This window comes from Pusillimonas sp. ANT_WB101 (assembly GCF_008369125.1).
GTDB lineage: Bacteria > Pseudomonadota > Gammaproteobacteria > Burkholderiales > Burkholderiaceae_B > Allopusillimonas.
In genome coordinates, this window is the sequence record NZ_VOAY01000002.1 from 724,785 (window position 1) to 747,013 (window position 22,229).

Annotated in this window: 23 protein-coding genes; 13 read left to right on the forward strand and 10 right to left on the reverse strand. The window is 54.9% G+C overall.

Features of this window, described 5'->3' with window-relative positions; all coding sequences use genetic code 11:
• Positions 1–42: 42 nt before the first annotated feature.
• Entirely contained in the window at positions 43–846 is an 804-nt protein-coding gene (locus FQ179_RS12275) for a shikimate dehydrogenase (protein ID WP_149397556.1), read from the reverse strand.
• Positions 847–1,042: 196 nt separating this feature from the next.
• Between FQ179_RS12275 and FQ179_RS12280 the strand changes: the two genes are divergently transcribed.
• The 7 genes from FQ179_RS12280 to FQ179_RS12310 all read left to right on the forward strand — a co-directional run bounded on the left by FQ179_RS12280 (position 1,043) and on the right by FQ179_RS12310 (position 8,384).
• The gene (locus tag FQ179_RS12280) at positions 1,043–1,759 is read left to right on the forward strand and encodes a GntR family transcriptional regulator (RefSeq protein WP_149397557.1); all 717 of its coding nucleotides are present in this window, start codon (positions 1,043–1,045) and stop codon (positions 1,757–1,759) included.
• Between the two features lie 211 nt (positions 1,760–1,970).
• A complete protein-coding gene (locus FQ179_RS12285; RefSeq protein ID WP_149397558.1) occupies positions 1,971–3,173 on the forward strand; it encodes an ABC transporter substrate-binding protein in 1,203 nt (400 codons plus the stop codon).
• Between the two features lie 71 nt (positions 3,174–3,244).
• A complete protein-coding gene (locus FQ179_RS12290; RefSeq protein ID WP_149397559.1) occupies positions 3,245–4,111 on the forward strand; it encodes a branched-chain amino acid ABC transporter permease in 867 nt (288 codons plus the stop codon).
• A 12-nt stretch (positions 4,112–4,123) separates the two neighbouring features.
• Positions 4,124–5,905: an ATP-binding cassette domain-containing protein gene (locus FQ179_RS12295; RefSeq protein ID WP_149397560.1), complete on the forward strand. Its 1,782-nt coding sequence runs from the start codon at positions 4,124–4,126 to the stop codon at positions 5,903–5,905.
• Positions 5,898–6,602: an ABC transporter ATP-binding protein gene (locus FQ179_RS12300; RefSeq protein ID WP_149397561.1), complete on the forward strand. Its 705-nt coding sequence runs from the start codon at positions 5,898–5,900 to the stop codon at positions 6,600–6,602. The genes FQ179_RS12295 and FQ179_RS12300 overlap by 8 nt, the downstream gene beginning before the upstream one ends.
• Before the next feature lie 22 nt (positions 6,603–6,624).
• The gene (locus FQ179_RS12305) at positions 6,625–7,626 is read left to right on the forward strand and encodes an NAD(P)H-quinone oxidoreductase (RefSeq protein WP_149397562.1); all 1,002 of its coding nucleotides are present in this window, start codon (positions 6,625–6,627) and stop codon (positions 7,624–7,626) included.
• Positions 7,623–8,384: an SDR family NAD(P)-dependent oxidoreductase gene (locus FQ179_RS12310; RefSeq protein WP_149397563.1), complete on the forward strand. Its 762-nt coding sequence runs from the start codon at positions 7,623–7,625 to the stop codon at positions 8,382–8,384. Before FQ179_RS12305 ends, FQ179_RS12310 begins: the two co-directional genes overlap by 4 nt.
• A gap of 46 nt (positions 8,385–8,430) precedes the next feature.
• Here the strand turns inward: FQ179_RS12310 and FQ179_RS12315 are convergent, their stop codons facing one another.
• Both FQ179_RS12315 and FQ179_RS12320 read right to left on the reverse strand, forming a co-directional pair.
• Positions 8,431–9,972 carry a mercuric reductase gene (locus FQ179_RS12315; protein ID WP_149397564.1) on the reverse strand — a complete coding sequence of 514 codons (1,542 nt, stop codon included), beginning with the start codon at positions 9,970–9,972 and terminating at the stop codon, positions 8,431–8,433.
• 3 nt (positions 9,973–9,975) lie between these two features.
• Positions 9,976–11,292, reverse strand: coding sequence for a glucoamylase family protein (locus FQ179_RS12320; RefSeq protein WP_149397565.1), 1,317 nt, complete (start codon positions 11,290–11,292; stop codon positions 9,976–9,978).
• A gap of 412 nt (positions 11,293–11,704) precedes the next feature.
• Here FQ179_RS12320 and FQ179_RS12325 point away from each other — a divergent pair, with 412 nt between their 5' ends.
• The 4 genes from FQ179_RS12325 (at position 11,705) to FQ179_RS12340 (ending at position 13,760) form a co-directional block, all read left to right on the forward strand.
• Positions 11,705–12,106, forward strand: a complete 402-nt coding sequence (locus FQ179_RS12325) for a MarR family winged helix-turn-helix transcriptional regulator (RefSeq protein WP_255474968.1) — start codon at positions 11,705–11,707, stop codon at positions 12,104–12,106.
• Between the two features lie 52 nt (positions 12,107–12,158).
• Complete coding sequence (locus FQ179_RS12330; RefSeq protein WP_149397567.1) at positions 12,159–12,554, forward strand: DUF1398 family protein; 396 nt, start codon at positions 12,159–12,161, stop codon at positions 12,552–12,554.
• Positions 12,555–12,629: 75 nt separating this feature from the next.
• Positions 12,630–13,298: a peroxiredoxin gene (locus FQ179_RS12335; protein WP_149397568.1), complete on the forward strand. Its 669-nt coding sequence runs from the start codon at positions 12,630–12,632 to the stop codon at positions 13,296–13,298.
• 189 nt (positions 13,299–13,487) lie between these two features.
• Complete coding sequence (locus FQ179_RS12340) at positions 13,488–13,760, forward strand: prevent-host-death protein (protein ID WP_149397569.1); 273 nt, start codon at positions 13,488–13,490, stop codon at positions 13,758–13,760.
• Between the two features lie 186 nt (positions 13,761–13,946).
• On the opposite strand, the gene FQ179_RS12350 is transcribed toward FQ179_RS12340, so the two are convergent.
• From FQ179_RS12350 to FQ179_RS12360, 3 genes are read right to left on the reverse strand one after another with little or no spacing between them, the layout of a single operon-like run.
• Entirely contained in the window at positions 13,947–14,561 is a 615-nt protein-coding gene (locus tag FQ179_RS12350) for an ATP-binding cassette domain-containing protein (RefSeq protein ID WP_149397716.1), read from the reverse strand.
• A 42-nt stretch (positions 14,562–14,603) separates the two neighbouring features.
• Entirely contained in the window at positions 14,604–15,713 is a 1,110-nt protein-coding gene (locus tag FQ179_RS12355; RefSeq protein ID WP_149397571.1) for an FAD-dependent oxidoreductase, read from the reverse strand.
• Positions 15,714–15,715: 2 nt separating this feature from the next.
• Entirely contained in the window at positions 15,716–16,387 is a 672-nt protein-coding gene (locus FQ179_RS12360) for a cupin domain-containing protein (protein WP_149397572.1), read from the reverse strand.
• Positions 16,388–16,792: 405 nt separating this feature from the next.
• Between FQ179_RS12360 and cls the strand changes: the two genes are divergently transcribed.
• On the forward strand, positions 16,793–18,202 hold the full coding sequence (gene cls, locus FQ179_RS12365) for a cardiolipin synthase (protein ID WP_149397573.1): 1,410 nt from the start codon (positions 16,793–16,795) through the stop codon (positions 18,200–18,202).
• A gap of 158 nt (positions 18,203–18,360) precedes the next feature.
• Here cls and tam read toward each other — a convergent pair whose 3' ends face one another.
• On the reverse strand, positions 18,361–19,134 hold the full coding sequence (gene tam, locus FQ179_RS12370) for a trans-aconitate 2-methyltransferase (RefSeq protein WP_149397574.1): 774 nt from the start codon (positions 19,132–19,134) through the stop codon (positions 18,361–18,363).
• Positions 19,135–19,292: 158 nt separating this feature from the next.
• Between tam and FQ179_RS12375 the strand changes: the two genes are divergently transcribed.
• Positions 19,293–19,910, forward strand: a complete 618-nt coding sequence (locus FQ179_RS12375) for a hypothetical protein (RefSeq protein WP_223146251.1) — start codon at positions 19,293–19,295, stop codon at positions 19,908–19,910.
• A gap of 15 nt (positions 19,911–19,925) precedes the next feature.
• On the opposite strand, the gene FQ179_RS22325 is transcribed toward FQ179_RS12375, so the two are convergent.
• From FQ179_RS22325 to FQ179_RS12385, 3 genes are all read right to left on the reverse strand, one after another.
• Positions 19,926–20,096 (reverse strand): hypothetical protein, encoded by a 171-nt coding sequence (locus FQ179_RS22325; protein ID WP_188074597.1) that lies wholly within the window; start codon positions 20,094–20,096, stop codon positions 19,926–19,928.
• An 89-nt stretch (positions 20,097–20,185) separates the two neighbouring features.
• Positions 20,186–20,500: a cytochrome c gene (locus tag FQ179_RS12380; RefSeq protein WP_149397575.1), complete on the reverse strand. Its 315-nt coding sequence runs from the start codon at positions 20,498–20,500 to the stop codon at positions 20,186–20,188.
• 240 nt (positions 20,501–20,740) lie between these two features.
• Complete coding sequence (locus tag FQ179_RS12385; RefSeq protein WP_149397576.1) at positions 20,741–22,219, reverse strand: efflux transporter outer membrane subunit; 1,479 nt, start codon at positions 22,217–22,219, stop codon at positions 20,741–20,743.
• Positions 22,220–22,229: the final 10 nt, after the last annotated feature.

Consider the following 22,229-nt stretch of genomic DNA (forward strand, 5'->3'; position numbering starts at 1 on the left):
GTTCTCGTTGAATACTCATACGCCGCCGGGCATAAGTGTGAACTAGCGGGCAGCGGTGACGCCAAGAAACTCCGCCATCAGTTCAATCTGGCTGGCAAGCATAGGCGCGCCGTAATGCTCCCGGCAACCGCGTTCTTGAGCAGCGATTAACAAGGCCGTGTCTTTGGGTTGCATGATAATTTCGCAAACCAGTTGATCTGACGTTAGCGCCGACGTGTCCATGGGCAAGGCGTCGCCCTCGTTCAAGCCCAAAGACGTGGCATTGACGACGATGTCGTGATCCGAAGGGTTGTGGGTACCAATGTTGATACGGGCCTGAGGGTAGAGGTCGAGAACGCGTTGCATCAGATCTTGAGCTTTGGCGGTTGTGCGATTGGCAATCGTCAGGCTGCTTACACCGTACTGAACTAGAGCAAACGCAATCGCATTGGCTGCGCCACCTGCCCCTGCCATGTAGGCCGTCTTGCCTTTAACTTCGTGCCCGCAAGACTGCAGACCGCGTACAAACCCCTCGCCATCCAGCATATGGGCGGTTAACCGCCCGTCTGCTTCACGACGAACAATATTGGCAGCGCCAATTTTTTTGGCGACGTCAGAAGCGTCATCGCACAGGCCAAGAATGGCGGTTTTATGGGGCACCGTAACGATCAGGCCAACCAGATTTTCCAACCGCTTCAAACCATTTACCACCGAGGCCAGGTTATCTGAGCGCGCATGGAACGGCACCAACACACCATCGTAGCCGGCACGGACAAAATGCTCGTTCATGCGCTGCGGCGTTTTCACGTGATGTATAGGATCAGCCAAAATTCCGAACAGCTTTGTTTCGCCTGTAATTTCTTTCATGATCTGCTTTCCATATCCCGATTTAATAATTTTTCAGCGTACATAACCTGTGATGATCACTCCGCGTACTGCCAGCTTGAGCACTAGATAAACCACCCGCGTCTTTAAAGATATATGATATATAATACACTGCGTTGATTGCAAAATGGCCACATGCGGATAGAATCTGCGCTATCTTCCCTATGACCAACCTGACATGTCCAGTCTCAAGCCCGTAAAAAAAGAAAACCTCTCCGTAAAGGTATATACCCAGATACGCGAAGCGCTTATCAACGGGCAGTACGAACCTGGCGAACGTCTTATCATAGGCGAGCTCGCACGCGAGATGGACGTATCCATAACACCGGTACGCGAAGCCATTTTTCGCCTGATCAGTGAGCAGGGCCTTGAAATGCAGGCAGCTACCGCCGTGTATGTACCCTTTCTCAATTCTGAGCGTCTGGCCGAAATTCAAAAAATACGACTCCCTCTAGAGGGAATGGGCGCGGCCGAAGCTGCGCAAAAAATAACGCCTAAAGAACTCGATGATCTGGCAGCCCTGCAAGCAGAATTTGTCAGCCTTACTTCCATCAACCCCAAACGTGCCAGCTATCTAAACCGAAAATTTCACTTTGCCATCCTTGAAGCCAGCCGTATGCCCATGCTGATCAGTACGGTGGAGTCTTTTTGGGTTATGACCGGCCCCATTCTGAAAATATTTCATGTCAAAACCTCGGGGCTTGATTACTCGGGTGGGCAGCACCGGCATCAGGCCGTGCTTGATGCCCTGAAAGCACGTGACTCCGATGCGGCCGCCAAAGCCATACAGGCTGACATCTTATGGGGCAGCACAATCATGATCGACTGGCTCGCCGAACGTGAAAAAGAGCAGGCTCAGATCATGCCCGGGCTTAGAAAAAAACTCACTCCTTAAACCCTTCAGCCAAAATCGCTGCTCGCATCAGCGCACACGCGAGCCACTCATTTCCCGCAGCTAGGGAAATCACTGATTCGCCAATGACCCCTGATAATTAGAATGGCACGGAGGCGTTTTCGCTTTCAACAACATATATCATATATTTTCCAGCCCGGAGACAATGGGCTCGCCCTCTGATTCCTACACATAAAAGCAGGAGCCTACACACATGTTTAAACTGAACAAAATAGCGCTGGCCTTCGCGACATGCAGTGTTCTGGTTACAGGCGCCGCATCAGCTGATGTAAAGGTTGGTGCCGTATTCCCATTTAGCGGTGCCCTTGCCCTTCTGGGACAAGAAAGCTTTCGCGGGCTGGAAATTGCCGTTAACGAAGCGAACGCTGCCGGTGGACTGAATGGCGAAAAAATTGTCATACTGAAGGCCGACGCGGTTGATCCTACCCAGGCCGTTTCTGAGACCAAGCGCCTAACTTCCGAAGGCGTTGTTGCCGTGTTCGGCAGCTATGCATCAGGCATTTCGTATGCTGCCACCCCTGTCACTGAGCTGGCAGGCATTCCGTATTTTGAACTGGGCGCTACGGCGCACAAGATTACTACGCGCGGCTATAAATACCTGTTTCGCAGCAACCCGAATACAGGCCTTTATGGTGTAGCCGTCGTTGATGCACTGGATAAAACCATCGCACCAGGCATGGGCATGAACAAGGATAATATCGTCATCGGGATCATCCACGAAGACGGCCCCTACGGCACTGACGTCGGCGCCACCGAGAAAAAGCGCGCCGGTGAACTGGGCTACAAAGTAGCAGAAGTACTGCCCTATTCGAACAAGACCGTCGACCTGTCTTCGCTGATTCTCAGACTGAAAGGTGCAAACGTAAACGTCGTGCTGCATACCGCGTATCAGAACGATGCCATTCTGTTTTTCAGCCAGGCCAAAGCCGCCGGATTTAACCCTGATGTCATCGTTGGTGCAGGTGGCGGCTATTCGTTAGCAGACACCGCCAAAGCTGTCGGTCCTGACATCAACGGCGTCTTTGACCTGGACTTTCCGCAGGCGTCCATCAACCCCGCTGGCGCCCCCGGTCTTGAAAAATTCTTGAGTGATTACCAGACCGCTTACAACAGCGGACCGCAATCGGGGCACAGCCTGGCCAACTATGTTGGTGCAAAAGCCTTTCTTGAAGCCATGGCCAATGCCAAGTCGACCAATGCGGACAAAATCCGTGAAGCTGTATTGGCATACAAGAAGCCCGCTGGATCTACCGCTAACGGCTGGGCCTTTGATTTTGGCGAAGATGGCCAAAACAAGGCTTCTACGTTCTACACCATGCAATGGCAAGACGGCAAACTGGTTACGGTATTGCCTGAAAACCTAGCCTTGGGCAAGCCGATTTTCAATAAGAAATAACGATAGCCCGTTGAAAAAAAGCAGGCATCCATTTGGATGCCTGGTTTTTTCATGCTTCATAAGGTTGCGCCATGGATATTTTTATTCAGCTGCTCATTAACGGACTGCTGCTAGGTGGGGCTTACACGATTATCAGCCTGGGGCTTACATTGATTTTCGGTGTAGTGCGGGTGATCAATTTCGCACACGGCGAATTTCTGATGATCGGCATGTACATGATCTATCTGTTGGCTGCCAATTTTGGCATTCACCCGTACGTGGGCTTGGTCCCGGTTGCCATCGTCCTGTTCGCGCTTGGCGGTTTGACGCAAAAGATCATCATTGAGCCATTGCTCGACGCTGATGAGCACATACAGATTTTTGCTACCGTCGGGCTCTCGACTATTTTGCTGAATCTGGCACTTGTGCTGTTCGGTGCAAACGTATATCGGGCCTCCGTTGAAACAGGTACGAGTGCCATTACGGTGGGCGGCTTCACCATGGTAACCGGCCAAATCGTCACATTCGTTGTCGCGCTATGTCTGGCCGTACTGCTGCACATGTTTATGCATCGCACCTATCTTGGCCGTGCACTTCGTGCAGTTGCGCAGCATCGCTATGCGGCCATGCTAATGGGCATTAACGTAAAAACGGTATATATCGTTGCGTTTGGCCTAGGCACCGCCTTTGTAGGCATCGCGGCCGGCCTGCTGGCGCCGCAGTATCCAGTCTTCCCTACCGTGGGTACCTACTTTGTGCTCACAGCTTTTGTGATTGTGGTGCTCGGTGGCATGGGCAGCCTTTATGGTGCCGTCGCGGGCTCCATGATTATTGGTGTTATCGACACAATGGCCGGATACTACATCGCTCCCGACTTAAAAGAAGTTGTTTATTTCGGCATTTTCCTGCTGATACTCGTTGTGCGTCCGAACGGCCTTTTCGGCTTCGGCACAGAATAAAAGGAGTGAGCCTTGTTTCCTGATTTTCGTAGCCCCAAGGCCTATGTCAGCGTAATACTGCTGGCCATCATGCTCCTGATCCCTGTGGTCATGGGCAGTTCATTCTGGACCAACCTATTCGTGCTGCTTTTTGTTTTTGCGGCGCTATCAGTAGCCTGGAACATCGTAGGCGGTTATGCGGGCCAGCTGTCTCTGGGTCATGCCGTGTTCTACGGAATAGGCGGCTATACCTCCACGCTGTTAACCCAGAACTTTGGCATAGTTCCCTGGATCGGCATGTTTGTCGGGGCGGCTATTTCGGGCGTGGTTGCGATTATTATCAGCTACCCCACACTGCGCCTGAAAGGTCCGTTTTTTGCATTAGCGACCATCGCCATTCTGGAAGTTGTGCGCCTGTTAGTCATTCACGAAGAAAGCTGGACAGGCGGCTCCAGCGGCATCAGCCTTCCGTTGAATATCGGCTGGGCCTGGATTGTTTTTCGTGAAAAAATCAACTACGTCTATATCGCTTTCTTCTTATTTATTATGGTGGTTTGGGCCTCGTGGTATGTACGCAAGTCGCGCATGGGCCATTACCTGATTGCCATCCGAGAACGCGAAGATGCCGCCAAGGCAGTAGGTATCGCAACCGCAAAAATGAAAATCCGGGCAGCGGTCATCTCTGCCATGCTCACCAGCGTTATCGGCACGTTCCACATTACCTATCTGACCTTTGTTGAACCCGCCTCAGCCTTTTCCCTTGAGCTATCGATACAGATCGCCATGTTCGCCCTTATCGGCGGTTTAGGCACTATATCGGGCCCTATCGCCGGCGCATTTCTGGTGTTGCCCATTGCCGAGCTGGCTCGCGGGTGGCTAAGCAGCGTCGGCAATGGTATGCACGGTTTGGTCTACGGCATTATCCTGGTGGTCGTTGTGCTGACCATTCCTCATGGGCTGGCGGGCGCATTTGGCCCCAGAGTAGAAAAGTTTCTGGCAAGGTTGCCCTATATTGGCACAAGACCCATCAAGCAGAAATATTTGCACGAGATGGAAAGCGGCCATACGCTTAAACCCGGCATGCCTGTATTAAAAGCTGAAGGGTTATACAAAAGCTTTGGCGGTCTGAAGGCGACCAACAATGTATCGCTGGAACTCTACAAAAACGAGATACTCGCCATTATCGGGCCCAACGGCGCGGGCAAAACCACGGTCTTCAACCAGATGTCCGGCTTTCTTGCGCCCGACAAGGGCACGGTTTCGCTGCTCGACCGAGATGGCAAATGGGTTCACTGCAAATCACCTGACGAGTTTGCTCACAAAGGGCTCGGCCGCACTTTTCAGACGGCCAAACCATTCACGGGCCTGACAGTACTCGAGAACATTATGCTTGGCGCGTTCATTAACACGGCCGATCGAGAAGAAGCCGAGCAGGCCGCACTCGATATTGCAGAACAAACTGATCTGACCAAGTACCTGAATACCGAAGCCCGCAACCTGACCGTCGGTGGCATGAAACGCCTGGAAATCGCCCGAGCACTGGCTATTCGACCAAATATCTTGTTGCTCGATGAGGTCATGGCCGGCCTGAACCCATCAGACGTGGAGAAAGCCGTACAGATGTTGCGTCGCATACGCGATTCTGGTGTGTCTATTTTGCTGATTGAACACATGATGCAGGCCACGATGGCACTGTCAGACCGAATCATTGTTATTAATGAAGGCAAAGTCCTGGTCAGCGGCCCTCCTCAAGAGGTGGTCGAAAACCCTGCCGTCATCGAAGCATATCTGGGCAAGGAGTACGCCGATGCTTAAAGTATCAAACTTACAGTCGGGCTATGGCAAAACCCAGGTGCTCAACGGTCTTAACTTCGAAGTAAACAAAGGCGAGATCGTCACACTGATCGGTGCCAACGGCGCGGGAAAAACGACCACACTTAAGACGCTGTGCGGTGTGATTATGCCCACATCGGGAAAAATTGAGTTTGAAGGCCGGGACATAACCGGAAGCTCAACCTATGACGTGGTCGAAAGCGGCATCAGCATGATCCCTGAGGGTCGACAGTTGTTTCCTCACTTTACCGTACGCGACAACCTGATCATGGGGTCATTCAAACGATCTGCGCGCCCTATTGTTCACCAGAAAATGGACGAAGTATTGCAGATTTTTCCGCGCGTGAAAGAACGCCTGAATCAGCTGGCCGGCTCGTTGTCGGGCGGCGAGCAGCAAATGGTTGCCATTGCGCGCGGCATGATGGCCAACCCCAAACTGCTGATGTTCGATGAGCCCTCTCTGGGTCTGTCACCCATACTGGTGCAGCAGATGTTCGATATTGTGCGCGACATCACCAACCACGGCGTAACGGTTCTGCTCGTTGAGCAAAACGTATTCAAAACGCTGCGTTTGGCTGACCGAGGTTATGTACTTGAAAACGGTGCCATCGTCATGACCGGCACAGGTGCAGAGCTTCTGGGCAATGCCCATATCAAGAAAGCCTATCTGGGCCATTAATTATTCGTTAACCGAGAAAAACATGTCGTCTACATTTAAATTTATTGATCATGGCAATGGTGGTGCATCTGATTGCATGCAAATTAAAGAACAGAACATGCTTGCGCCTGCAGGCAGGCAAGTTCTGATCCAAGTGCATTACGCCGGAGTAAACCGCCCTGATATCTTGCAACGCTCGGGGATGTATCCACCCCCACCCGGTGCATCGCCCTATTTAGGCCTGGAAGTTTCTGGCGTAATCACCGCCGTTGGCCCCGACGTACATGACCGCAAGGTAGGCGATGAAGTCTGCGCCCTGACCCCTGGCGGCGGTTATGCGGAGTACTGCCTGGCCGATGAGCGTCACTGCCTGCCCATCCCAAAAGGTCTGGACATGCTGAGCGCTGCCTGCATCCCTGAAAATTACTTCACGGTCTGGACCAACCTGTTCGAACGTGGCAGCTTGCGCAAAGACGAAAAGTTTCTGGTTCATGGTGGCTCAAGCGGCATTGGCTTAACTGCCATCCAGCTTGCTAACGCTTTTGGTGCCGAAGTATGGACCACGGTTGGTAACAGTGAAAAAGCCGAGGCCTGCAAGAAAGCCGGCGCGGCACACACCATTTTGTACAAAGAGCAAGATTTCAAGGAAGTGGTACGAGAAATGACCGACGGCTATGGCATGGACGTCATTCTGGATATGGTGGGCGGCGACTACATCAACCGAAACATTCATAGCCTGGCACTCAACGGCCGCCTGGTTCAAATTGCTTTTCTTGAAGGTAGCAAAACGCAGATCGATGCCCTGCCTGTAATGATCAAGCGTTTGACGTTTACGGGTTCGACGCTACGTCCACGCAGCGATGAAGACAAAGGAGAAATCGCTAAAGCCTTGAGCGAACAGGTGGTGCCATTAATGGAAAAAGGTCGGTGCACACCGATCATTCATACCGTCTTCCCCATGAACGAAGTGAGCAAGGCCCATGACCTCATGGAAAGCAGCCGTCACATTGGCAAAATCGCACTGAAGATCAAGGACGCTATATGAGGCTGGCCAATAAAGTTGCCTTGGTTACCGGGGCAGTAGGCGGCATAGGTTCGGCCATTGTTCACGCCTTGGTGGCCGAGGGTGCGCGCGTAGGTCTGGTAGACCTGAACGCTGAAGCCGGCAAAAAATTCCAGGACGAGCTGAGTGCAGCAGGCCATACTGTCTTTTACGTAAACGCCAATGTTGCAAACTTTGCAGAGTGCGAGTCAGCCCACGCCGCCATCAAAGACAAATTGGGCGATATTGATATTTTGGTAAATAATGTCGGCATTTCGCCCAAGCATGATGGTCGGGCTCTGAAAGTATGGGAGATGCCACCAGAAGAATGGGATAAGGTTGTTTCAGTAAACCTGAACAGCGTTTTTTACATGTCTCGTCTGGTCACCCCAGGCATGATCCAAAAGCGAGAGGGCCGCATCATTAACATGTCGTCGGTTGCCGGAAAGGCGTACTGCGATATCGTGGCAGCACATTACGCAGCCACCAAGGCGGCACTCATCGGTGCCACCCGTCATTGGGCCGCTGAATTGGGTGAGTACAACATTACCGTCAACGGTCTGGCTCCCGGCAGAATCAACACGCCGCTATTAAAAAGCGTATCGCAAGAAACAAACGATGCCGTCAAACAAGTGACGGCACTTAAGCGCTTGGGCACACCCGAAGAAGTGGCCGATGCCTGCATGTTTTTCGCTTCGGATCAGGCCAGGTTTGTTACTGGCCAGATTCTTGACGTGGCGGGTGGTTGGCTAATGACTTGATGCGCGCTTACTACACGCCCGTGGGCAGTCGCACTCAAGCGAGCAATTAACGTCGCTGCAGCCAGTGTCGCAACTGTGCCCATAGTGGCAGTCGGTAGTAGGCACGCTCGCAGGCATCCGCCGCCTTTGTGATCGCCGCAGCCTGGGTCGGGTATGGATGCATCACGCGGCTCAGTCCGCGCAAACCGACATTGGCGACCATCGCCAGGGTAATCTCATTAATCATTTCGCCGGCATGTCGAGCGACAATCGCCGCGCCTAAAATCTCGTCGCTGCCCTCGCGCACATGAATTTTCACAAAGCCCGCCTCTTCGCCGTCGACGACTGCACGATCAACATCGTGCATTAAAATAGTAAAGGTCTTTACCGGAATGCCGCGCTCACGCGCTTGGCGCACATACATGCCTACATGGGCGACCTCGGGATCGGTGTAGGTGCACCAGGGTATGGTCAATTTACTGAAACGCTGGCGGCTCAAACGTAAGGCGTTATGCACCGCGATGCGTGCGCTGGCGTCGGCTGTATTGTCAAACTTATACTCTAAACAGACATCGCCGGCGGCATAGATTTGGCGATTACTCGTGCGCATGAAATCATCGACATGCACGCCGCGATCATCATCAAAATTGACACCAGCCGCCTTCAAATTCAGGCCCTCGACGTTAGGCATACGGCCGGTGCCTGTAAGAATCGCATCCACCGCGATGGTGCTGTGGTAGTCGTCACTAACCAGATCAACCAGCTTCTGGCCGCCCTCCACCCGCACACTGACCACTTCCGTATTCAATCGCACTTCGATGCCGTCGCGAGAAAACGCGTCAGACAAAATCTGTGCCGCGTCGCGCTCCTCTTTCGGCAGAAACAGCGGCCAATGCTGCACGATTGTTGTATGCGAGCCGAAACGGCAGAACGCTTGCGCCATTTCACAACCAAGGGGGCCACCCCCTATTACCAGCAGTCGCGGCGGCAACTCAACAATATTGAAGACGTGCTCATTGGTAAGAAAACCTGCGGCTTCCAGGCCTGGAATCGACGGCACATCCGATCGTGCACCCGTGGCGATAACCGCCTTGCGAAAGTGCAGCACGGCCCCCTCCACCTCCAGTGCAGCGGGCCCGGTAAATTGCGCCTGCCCAAAGAAGACGTCTACACCCGCCGTCACTAGCTCCTGCACTGAGCTGCCGCGGCTTAAGCGAGCACGAACCTTTCGCATATGTCGCATTACCATGGCAAAGTCGACGGGGATGCTCGCTGGTGTCTCAACGCCGAATTGGACTGCCTCGCGCATTTCAGCGTACAAGCGTGAGCTGCGAATGAGTGCCTTAGACGGCACACAGCCGGTATTCAGGCAATTACCGCCAAGTAATCGGCGTTCGACCAACGCGACCTTCACTCCTTGCGCCGCCGCCGTATAGGCTGCCACCAGCCCGGACGTGCCGCCGCCGATAACCACCAGGTCATAGCGCGTGGCCGGTGTCGGGTTCTTCCAGTCGGGTGGGCGTACATGAGCGCGCCGCTCGCGCTCGGCCTCGTCGGGCGGCGCGGCGGTGAGACGTTCGGAAACCAGAGAGGCTGCGCAGATAGGCATGCGCTATAACCATCCACCGCGAAAGCCTGCACGGCGCAGACCTGAGCGAATCGCGGGATAGCCCCGCAACAGTTGCCAAATGAGTCCACTGCGATAGTTTTCAATCATCATCAGCACAATGCCTTGGTCGAGCCCATAGTGGCCCGCCGAAACCCAGGCGGCGTGTTCCGCCTTGGCCAAACCTGGATTGAAGCTGCTGGCATACTGCCCCGCGGGCAACATCTCAGGATAGCGAGCCAGCATGCGCCGCGCTGAGCGTAAAGCGTCTTCGGGTGCGAACGGAAGCGATGCCAACGCAGCCCAGCCGCTGAGCGTGCCATCATCAGGGCCGTATGGCACGCCGCGCGCGGCATAACCGAACAAACGGCGGCGTTCGTGCGCCAGTTCAGGCTGTTGCTGGCTAGGGCCATCACAAGCCGTCAGGCCCCAGCAATCTTCATCGTAACCCCGGAAACTGTGCGGATTGCGTCGCGTATATTCGCGCTGCACTTGTGTTGCACGCCGACTATTCTCAAAATAATCACAGTTCTTCTCGCGCATGAACTGATCGCGAATACCGCGAAAGTCGAGCCAAGCGTGCGAAAACTGGTGAATAAATAGCGGCCCGGCGTATAAAAAATCAATGTCGTACAGGTTTTCCCATTGGTATGTTTTCGTCCACGCCGCGTAGTGATCACTGTTAATGGGGTGCGTCGGCGAGCCCAAGGCCAGCACATACAACACGATGCCCTCGTTGTAACCGTCCCAACCGTAATGAAAAAACCCGCACTCAGGCTTCCAACCTTGTCGCAACGTCGGCTTGCCGTCCTGCGCCCAACACCAGTCGACCCGCCTGTACAGCGTGTCGACCAGCTTACGCACCCGGGTTTCTTCGGCAGTGTGCTCGGTGAAGAAGCTGGCCGCTGTCAGCGCGCCAGCCAGCAGCAATGCTGTGTCAATCATCGACAGCTCAGAGCTCCACATGCGCGTACCGCTATGCATGTCGAGAAAGTGGTAATAGAAACCCTTGTAACCGGTGGCCTGCGGCTTCCCACTTTGATCACTGTCATGGAAAAAACTTAGCACGGTGACACTGCGTTCAATGGCGTCGGCACGAGACATCCAGCCACGTTGTACGGCGATGGGGTAGACGGATAATGCAAACCCGACCACACCTATGCTGCACGGGGAGTTTTCACGCGAGGTGTCGGCAATAAGCCCATTGACCGGATTAACCGCCTGCAAAAAATAACCAAACGCAGCACGTTGCAGAGAATCAAGCAGGGTGTCGTCACTAAGTGAGACGGCTGGTTGAGCATGCAAAGGAGCGCCTTGTGGCATGGTGTTCACCACCCTTCTCCGTACCTGCCGTGTCGACTCATTATGTCGCGCTCCGTTATATTCGATCTGCTAGCCCAAACTACTGGCAACGGCATCATCGGTATATCTACCTTTACAGGATACCACCGCGATAATTTTGTACTACCGTGATTTAGCCGAGATTGATCTATAGCGACTCTCACCCACGTAGAAGCCATCATCCACGCATCGTCAATCCGTATTTCGCCTGAAACCGTCAACCAGTGAGTCATAGCAACAATGCAAATCTCGCGTGTACCTTGACATAGGTTTCCATAGAAACTATATTGATTTCCATGGAAACAAACAGGTAAGGTGCTTTGTGTGCGGTCAGAAAACGTCGGGTCAGTCCTCGTCTACGCTTGATATACACCTGGGGTATTGGCTGCGGCTTGTGTCAAACAATGTATCGGGCAACTTCGCTCGCGCCTTACAAGAGCGTAGTGTTTCAGTAGCCGAATGGGTCGCGCTAAATCAGATCCAAAGATGGGCAGACATGACCCCGGCCAAGCTTGCCGATGCCATGGGTGTAACGCGTGGTGCAATCTCTAAAATTTTAGACAAACTGCAAGAGAAAGCATGGATCTCTCGCATGACCAGTGACGGCGACAACCGCGTTCGGTATCTTGCTTTAACACCAAAAGGCGTACAGGTTTTGCCTGAGCTCACCGCGATTGCCAATCAAAATGATGAACATTTTTTTGGCGCCCTGAGTTCTGACGAACGAGCCACGCTTCGCGGCTTGTTAAGCAGGCTTGCGGATGTTCATCGTATCAGCACCATTCCCGTGGATTAAATCGCAAAGCAAGCAACAAATTTATGGCGGCACATTTTCTAGAGGCAACTGAATGAGCACGGCAATAGCAAACCTGGAAGCGGCAGAGCAACGAGCAATGGCCACGTTTCCCAAGGTTGGCGGTTTCCCGTATTTGGCCGAGACCCTTCGCCGTGCAGGGGTGCAAAGCAACGTGTGGTTCTTACCCTCATGCCAAAGCTTATATCTGACCGTCAAAGGCCCGGTGATCATTCAAGGCGCGCCATTGTTATCCGGTGCCGCTGATGTACCGCAATTTGACCCAGCAGCACTGATCAGGGCGTTACGCGTGGACAAGGCCGGAAACCGCACATTTGAACAATTTTTGATGGCCTCCTGGCGTGCAGGGGTGATTCGCTACGGTGTCGACTTTATCGCACGCACAGTCACTTATTACGGGTGTCTCGATGAGTCATACGTGGAGACATAGCCGGAAGTAGACATCGTTTTCTCTGTTGGAAAGTAGTACCTAATTTGCTGTTAATAACCAAAAGGAGTAGTTAGCATGTCGTTAAGAATAGGTGATATTGCACCCGATTTCGAAGCCGAAACCTCCGAAGGAAAAATCAGTTTTCATAAATGGCTGGGTAACTCTTGGGGTGTATTGTTTTCACACCCCAAAGACTTCACGCCGATCTGCACCACCGAGCTAGGCTTTATGGCTGGCACAAAGGCAGAATACGATAAACGCAACGCCAAGATTCTTGCCGTTTCTGTCGATTCTGTAGCCGATCACAAGAAATGGGCCCAAGACATCGGTGAAACCCAAGGCACGGCACCCAATTATCCAATTATTGGTGATGTCGACCTGAAGGTTGCCAAGCTGTATAACATGCTGCCTGCCGGCGCCTCTGGAGATGTCTCCACACGCACGCCCGTCGATAACCAGACTGTGCGCAATGTGTTTCTGATTTCCCCCGAAAAAAAGATTAGCCTGATACTCATCTACCCGATGAGCGTGGGCCGTAACTTCAATGAAATACTACGTGTGCTTGATGCGCTGCAGCTTACGCATGACCACAAAGTGGGTACACCGGCAAACTGGGGGGTTGAAGGCCATAGCAAAGACGTCGCCATCTCCACATCGGTTTCCACCGACGATGCCAAAAAGATGTTTCCAAAAGGCGTCAAAGAACTTAAGCCATACCTGCGAATGACGCCTGACCCACGGTAAGCGGCTGCCTGATTGTGCAACATCAACCAGTTTGGCGGTTAGGCTAATAACTTGGGGCTGACTGAGAGGTCGGCCCCTTTGCCTTGGCATCTGGCCATCCACCCTGGTAAACCTCCAAACATTGCCACAACCGAACCCACTCAGCAAAATGCTTTGCAAAAGCAATACATTTCCATTTACGAGCTTGCAATGAAAACTGCCACACTGCCTTCGTTAGGTGTTGACCCACAGCTTCGTCACGATGCCGAAGAGGCGTTGTATGATGGCGAAACCCTGCCCCAGCTAATCGAATACTCCGTCCGCGCCCAGATAGAATTGCGCAAACACCAAGCCGAGTTTCTGAATCGTGGCCTTGCGTCACGTGAAAAGTCGCATAAATCCGGGCGTTACGTCGAGCCTGACACGGTACTGGATCAGCTGTGGTCAAGTTTGAAACAGGCCAAGGAAAAGCGCGGCGTATAGTAAGCTATTCAGTCCGCTTTACTGAGGATGCAGAGTCCGATCTGCTTCGCCTCTATGATTATCTGTTGGAACAGGATCCACACACGACCCACATTGCCGAATTGGCGCTTCAAAGCATCGTACGTGCTCTCGATCTGCTCAGGCATTTTCCATAAAGCTGCCGCAAGGCTACTCTTTCACCGCCGTTTAACGCAGTTCAGCAATATTCATTGTCGTTGCCCCGCAAGCCTGTACCAGCTCAGCATCGTGGCTGGCAAACAGCACAATACGATCTTGGGACCAGGTTTTAAACTGCTCGGCCAATACGGCGCGGGCCTGCGCGTCTAGCCCGTTGCTGGGGCCGTCGGCAATAATGACGGCCGGGTCGCCCAAGGCAGCGGCGGTCAGGAAAACCTTGCGCCGCGTGCCCGTCGACATCTGCTCGAAACGCTTGTCCAGATGCGGTTCCAGCCCCAGTTCGTATGCCAGATCAAGCACGGCATCGTCGAGTGTTGTGTTTTTTTCTGCAGCTATTTTTTCGAGATACTCACGCCCCGTCTGGGCAGGAAACGCCAGGCAATCGTTGGGCACATAGGCTATGCGGGCTTTGGCTTGTTGTGGCGCTTGGGTTAGCGAATGCCCATCGACCCAGACGTCTCCGGCATCCGGTGCGATAACGCCCGCAATAATGCCCAGCAAACTAGATTTGCCGGTGCTGTCTTCTTCGCACAGCGCTATACACCCAGAGGAGAACCTATGCGTCAGCCCCTGAAATATTAATTGATCGTGATAGCGCTTACTGAGATTGTGGATACGTAGCATGTAAGGAAGTGTACGCATGTATGCGGCGCGTGACCAGAGCTGTTACTTCAGAGCCTGCACACCCAGGCCTGCAGCTTCAATAGCGCCGGCAACGTAGCCGGGAAACTGTGGCGACCATTCGCTGGCGATGCCGGTCAGGCGTTTATGCCATGGACCGGACTCAGCCGTGGCGACGGGGGCTTGAGCATGATGGCTCGCCCCGTTCAGATCGGTGGCCGCGGCCGTATAAGGATCCTGCGCCCAATCTTTGATAATCTCGGCACGGGGCGTAGCTGCCTGCAGCCCGAACAGGCGTGCCAGCTGTGCGCGGCAATGCGTGCGCAAAACGACATCGGCGACGTTCTTGCGTACGCTCGCCGGCACGGCAAAAAAGCCGAACAGTGCCGCGTTGCCGCCAGGCATGGAGGCGTCGTGGATCTCACCCAGTGGCCCGCGTGCACTGCGAGCCTCGCCGGACAAGCCGTGTTCGCGCCAGAACGGCGTTTCATAGATGGCAATGTACTTGGCATGGGATGACATCCACGTCGCCGTCTCGCGCCACTTCTGAGCCAGCACCGGCGGCAAGGCAGGTTCGAACGTAATGGTGTTCTCGGCCAGCCGCGGCGGCAGCGCCAGCAGCACATGCTCGGCACGCCAGGTCGTGACGTGGCCGAAGGCATCGATGCTGTCCAGCTCAACATGCGACTCCGTATGGCGCAAGTGAGACACCTTCTGGCCGGTGAATATCTGCTCCGGGCCCAGAGCGCGACGCAGAGCGTCGGTCAGCGCACCCATGCCGCCGATCAGGCGCACGGAGGCTGGAGAATTTACGTAGCCGCGCGTACGCATGGGCGGCTCATCGGGTGAGCGTTCCATCATCATGTCGCCTATCTCGAACTGCTCGAAGCATTCAAGCCCAAGATCGTCCACAAGGCGGTATAGCTCGCGCTGGTAGTCAGGCCAGAACCACGTGGGCCCCAAGTCGAATCGGTCGATGGCCCCCGACGTGCCGGGGGTGGGTTGCCCCGACGCAGACACCGATACAATGCGGCCACCGGGCGCATCACGCGCTTCCAGCAGCACATAATCCCGGATGCCCTGGCGCTCCAGCAACCAGGCGGCGTAAAGACCGCTTAATCCGCCGCCCACAATGGCGACACCTGTGGTCTGCATAGCTAGACCTCCACAACGACGTCGCCCAGGTGGCCGGTCTTGAGATAGACGGTGGCACCCTGGGCGCCAGCGGTGATATCCGGCAACTCGGAGGCAGGCAGGCGCATCCAGCTACCATAGGCGTAGGATTGTTTGTCCGTTACCACCTCACCCGCCAGCACCAGCAGCTCAACGCCGCCCACCCGCTTAGCAAACAGGATCTCATGTGGCGCAAGACGTTGCAAACAGACCTGTTCAAACTCATCCGAAAAAAACGTACACACCTCGCGGGTGCCCTGAGATTGCCAGGCAGCTGGATCGCGGGTGTCGATGCGCACGCCATGCTGCTGTTCGTGCACCCCCATCTGCCGCAGCTTGACGAAGATGATGGCGCCGTCGCGGCTGAAAGGTTGGTGGCCCGAGCCAGGCGGATTGCGTAGATACCAGCCTGCCGGGTAATCCCCATCTTCATCAGAGAAGGTACCCGAAAGCACAAAAATCTCCTCACCGCCTGGATGTTCGTGGCGTGGGAAGTAGGAATCAGGTGCGTATCGCACAATGCTGGTCGCCCGGGCTTGCTCTGCGCCCACCCGGTCCAGCATTACGCGCTCCACGCCACGCTGGGGCGAGGCGACCCATTGATACTGATGAGGCGCCACCACGGCGCGGCGCGAGAAGTCGGCATTGATAAGCATGGATACTGTTCCAGATAAATTGGGTGAGCGGTGGGCTGACCAACTCGGCTGCAGTCAGCATCACTCAATATGACTTACTTAGTGAGCATACGCTTCCATTACTGGTGCCGAATAGCTCAACGCAGCGCCAGCACTCTGAGATGATGGGGGAGTAGCTATACTGTACCCCTCACTGACAGGATGACCCCAAAGCCTCTTGAAGCAAGACGCATTATGAGGTTGAAACCTATGACGGGAACAAGAAGTTGATCTCGGACGTAATCGGTAAGCGTCCAACGAACCGGGAAATTAGGCTAATAGTGTGCAAGCAACCCCGTGCCTTATCTGTGCCAGTCTCTCTGAACGCCACCTTGTCATTGGGTAATCCCCCGTAAACCCATCGCTACCAGAAATGAGAGCAATACCATGTGGCTGATCGTCCACCTTTTCATCATCGCAGCGCTATCAGTTCGCGTTTTGCTGCGACCGCACCGCGACCCGGCGTCGCGCGTAGCATGGATACTTTTCATCATGGCCGTGCCCTACCTCGGTGCATTGGTGTATTTGATGTTGGGCGAAGTTCGGCCAACCGGCACGTGGATTCAGCAGAGGCGGCCTGACTCTGCGCAGTTCTTATCTGCCAATGCGGCCGCGCGTGACGCTACTATTCCAGAACACGCTTGGCCGGGTTTTGCGATAGGCGCGTCGATCAGTGGCTTTGCCCCCGTTGGCGGCAATAAAGGCCATTTGCTGGATGATTCAAACGCAACGATTGACGCCCTAGTCGCAGATATTGACGCGGCAACGCAGCATGTACACCTGCTTTTTTATATATGGCTAGCCGACACAAACGGGCGCAAGGTGGTTGACGCGATAGTGCGTGCGGCCAAACGTGGGGTCACCTGCCGCGTCATCGTTGACGACCTGGGGTCACGAGATTTTATCCGTAGCGAACACTGGTCGGCGATGAGCCGTGCCGGCGTGCAACTGGCGCGCGCACAACTTATCGGCAACATTCTGGTTCGCATTTTGAAGGGGCGCGTTGATGTTCGTAACCACCGCAAAATCGTCGTCATCGACAACCATATTACTTATTGCGGAAGCCAGAACTGCGCTGATCCTGAGTTTGCGGTCAAAGCAAAATACGCCCCATGGGTTGATGCGGTAATCCGCTTTGAAGGCCCGATTGCCCGGCAGAATCAGCAGCTTTTTCTCACCGATTGGCTAATCTCTACCCATGAAGATTTTCGCGAACTGGCACATCAGCCCATGCCGCAGCCAGAGCCAGGTTTCGTGGCCCAGGTGATAGGGACTGGGCCCGAAAACCACTACTCTGCAACGCCAGAGCTTTTTGCCACATTAATGTTCAGCGCCCGGCGCGAACTGGTGATAACAACGCCTTATTACGTGCCTGATGACGCCATGCAAGCCGCGTTGTGTGCCAGCGCCCGTCGGGGCATCCCGACAACCATCGTGCTTCCGGCTCGCAATGACAGTTGGTTCGTGGGGGCCGCAAGCCGTAGCTACTATGCCGAACTGCTGGGTGCAGGCGTCTGCATTCACGAATACGTCGGCGGCCTGCTGCATGCGAAAACATTGACGATTGATGGCGAAATGACGCTAATCGGTTCAGCAAACATGGACCGGCGCAGTTTTGATCTGAACTTTGAGAACAATATCTTGTTCCACGACCCGCAGCTGACGCAAACCATGCGTCGCCGACAAGAAACATATATCGCACAATCCAAGCCCGTCAGCAAGACCGATGTAGCAGCATGGGGTTTGCGCTTACGTCTACGCAACAACATCATGGCTATATTCAGCCCCGTCCTGTAGCTACGCGGGCGCGCCTCACACCGAGGCACGGTAGACCTTATTCATGACTCGGCAACAAAAGACACGACATGGTCGATCTCGCACCCATACCATTCGAGACGAAGCCCAGGTTCATCTCCAAGCTCCCTCTCAGCTAACGCCACGCCCTACTGGAGGTTTTAGCGACTAGCCACAACAAAGAGCCGCGGAAAAGGAAGCAGCACCGTGCCGTTAGCGAGAGCTGGATAGGCCTGAGTGATAGCCGCCAAATAGCACTTAAGGAACTCGGCCTTTTCGTCATCATCAAGCCGCTGCAGATACGGGCGCAGCGCCGAACCCTTGAACCATTCGACCACAGCCGCCGGGCCACCGGCCAAAGGATGATAGTAGGTTGTTCGCCAGACATCGACCGTGCTGCAATGGGGTTGCAGAAGTTCGTAGTAAAAGCTGGCGTCATGCCGTGCAGGAAGATGCACGGTGCCAACTTTTTGTGCCCACGGGCCGTTGGCCGCCACCTCGCGTATCAGCCTGTGCGCTGGTTCTTCGAAATTGTCCGGAGTCTGAACAGCCATACTACCTCCGGGTGCAAGCATGCTGACCAAGCGGGGGTACAGCGCCGCATGGTCTGGCAACCATTGCAGTGAGGCATTGGCGAGAATGACATCAAATCGTTCTGCAGGGTTCCAGGTGCCAATGTCAGCGAGCGTAAACGAAATCGCCGGCAACCGTTGACGGGCCGTCTCCAGCATGTCTTCTGAATTGTCCACACCGATCACACGGGCATCAGGAAAACGCTGGGCGAGAACCTCAGTTGAATTGCCCGGACCGCAACCCAAGTCGACGGCCAAGCGCACATCGCCAGCGGCGCGGCCAGGTATCGCCGCCACCAGGTCTCGCACGGGGCGGGTGCGTTCTTGCTCAAAGGCCGAGTACTGCGTGGCTGACCATGTCATGGGGTTTCCTTTGTGGTGTGCACGGGTTCAATCAAGCGTAATTCTGCTAACTCATGATTGCAAATGGCTAGAAGGAAATAGTGGCACATTCGAACGCGCTTTCTCGGCAAAAAAACCAAGGTCTAGAAACCTGATGGCATTGGACTAAACTCTCTACTGTGCAGGCTACCACTCGTGGCCAGTCTGGAGGAGGCTCCAACATGTCGATTGATCCCAACCGCGTCATCTTGACCGGGGAAAACCCGTTCATCCGCCTGAGCGTTACTGACGGCGGCCCAATCACCACGAACGCCAGCTTCTGGCGCATCGCCCTTAGCCCCGGTGGGCCCGGCCACGTGCTGTACGTTAAGAGCGAGTTCACAAAGGGCCGTTGGCGTATTTACTCGGATAACATCGCAATGGCACGCTGGTTGCAAACCACCGTCCAAGGTATGCTCAATACTGAAACCGCCGACACAACGATCCCGGTGATCGATGCAGATTTCTCCCGTTCCGGCGACGTGCGCGACTTTTGGACCGAAACGCTAATTACCCACGACGAAGAGATCGCGCTGACCTGGCACGATATGGGCGACCCACTGCTCGTCCACACCCAGCCCAATGAAACGCCAGGACGGCCCTATGGGGTGTGCACACTTCTCATCCCTGCACTCGGCGCACGGCTAACACACAATGGGGTGCAGGCGGACGGGCAAGCATTCGCCACACAACGCGATGGACGACCGTTCAGCACGTGTGCGCTGGCGTTCTCCGAAAGCTGGACGGCAGCTCGCTAGATTAGTATTTGATGCCTAAAACGACGTTGACCAACTGTCGACGTCGGGATTGTTGCTCTCCATTTCTTCTGCACTGACCTCTTCGGCCACATTACGCTCACTAGCCAAAACCGCCTTTAGCTTACTGGCCGATGATCCCGTTTTCGCCGTGTGTGCCCCGTTTTTCGAGTATTTTTCTGCGTTCAAGCTACAACTCCTTACTAGGTAGCTGTAGCTTAACCTATGACGAATTTATCCTACAAGAAGGGCCTCTCTGGTGGCGGCAACCTCGCCTACTACGGCTTCAAACTCGAAAGGAATGCCGCAATATTGGCGATATCTGTGTCAGACAGAGGTGCCGCCATGGGCTGCATTATCGGGTTCACGCGGGTTCCATCGTGAAAGGCCTTCAACTGGTCGATCAGATATTGCTCTTTCTGACCTGCCAGATTGGGGTAAATGGGCGCGATGGAAATCCCTTTTGCCCCATGACAGGCTACACAGGTCGTTTCAAATAGTTTTTGGCCCACGGCTGCATCGGCTGCACTGGCAACCGTTGCCACCATAAGCCCTGCCCCCATGGCACTAACAAGAATCGCTCTTTTCAACATAGCGTATTACTCCTATAGCTTCACTTTCTCTGTGGCTATGGGAGGAGGTTATCTAGGAGGCCACAGGGCACCAACGATGTTGTCATCGCTATACCTGCAGAGTAGCTGCAGCCCCCTGACAACCTCCTGACAACGCGCTGCACAAACGCACCCAACATTTCAAAGCGAGGTCTCGCAAGCCGATACCTTATGCCAGATCAGCCACCACTCATTTGAACGAAAATGACATCCCGGTAATCTTCACTTACTCGCCGCGACCTGCACACCCCACCCGCCCCCCAGCGCACGCACTAGATCGACGGCCAACGCGGCACGTTCACCGTCCAGCCGTACCGTTGCCAGCTGTTGCTGCAAAACGGCACGGTCGGCATCGATAACATCCAGATAGGCGATAGAGCCTTCGCGATACTGCGTGCGCGACAGGTGCGCAGCGCGCTCGGCCGAAACCAGCGCCTGATCCTGCACTGCCGTCTGCTCAGTGAGAATACGCAGTCCCGAAAGGCTGTCTTCCACCTCGCGAAAAGCCTGCAAGACGGTTTGCCTGTAATTGGCAACATCTTCGGTATAACGCGCCCGCGCATTGTCCATCTGCGCCGTACGCGCACCACCATCAAAAATCGGCAAGGTCAGCGCAGTGCCGATGAGTGGCCCAAGCAGAAAAGCCCGACTGCCCCAGTTGAAAAGCTCGCCCAAACCACTGGACTCATAGCCGAACCCGCCGGTCAGCGTCAGACGTGGGAAGAATGCGGCCTTGGCGGCCCCTACCCGCGCATTGGCCGCCGCCATGGCGTACTCAGCCGCAGCAATGTCAGGACGACGCTCCAGCAGCGACGACGGCAAACCAGCTGGTATCTGTGCATTAACCCGCGAGATGGGCGCAGGCGCTACCGAAAATTCGGAAGGTGGCTCGCCCAGCAGTATGGCAAGCCCGTGCTCGGCCGCGACACGCCGCCGTGTAATGCCCAGTGCCTGGGCGCGCGCCGTTGACAGCTCGGTACGCGCTCGTGCCTGGTCAAGCTCGCTAATCTCACCGAGCCGGTAGCGCTGCTCAATCAAGTCCAGCGTTTTGGCGCGCAATGCAACGGTGTGCGTCAGCAGCTCCTGCTCCGCGTCCAGCCGTCGAATCAAAAAATAGTTTTGCGCCACATCAGCCTGCAGGGCCAGACGCAAGGATTCAAACAATGCGGTGCTCTGCAAGGTGTCTGCCTGCGCCGCATCCACGGTAGAGGCAACGCGGCCAAATAGATCTGCCTCATAAGACACGCCCAGCTGCGCCCGCCAGAGCGTCTCAGGCGAATTTGCTGCATCATCAGACAAACCTAGTGATGCATTGGAAGCGCGCTGACGCGATGGCCCAAAACCCGCGTCCAGAGTGGGAAAACGTGCCGCTTTTGCGTTGCGCTGCAGCGCGCGCGACTGCTCCACCCGTGCAGCCGCAGCCTTGAGGTTTTGATTTGCCGCCAGAGCCTGGTCTTCCAGCTTGTCCAGCAGCGGCTCGTTGAAGATTTCCCACCAGCGGCCACGCGCCAGCGCCTCTGCAGGCTGGGCCGCTTTCCAGTGGCGCGCCGCCTCAGGCGTGAGCCGGGCCTCCTTAAACACCGCAGGTACATCCTGTGCTGGGCGCTCATAATGCGGCCCGACAGCGCACCCGCTCAAGACCAGCAAGAGGGCAATCAAGCCGGCAAATCGGTGTAACGCATGATTGTGTGTTGTGTTCATGTTTATTCCT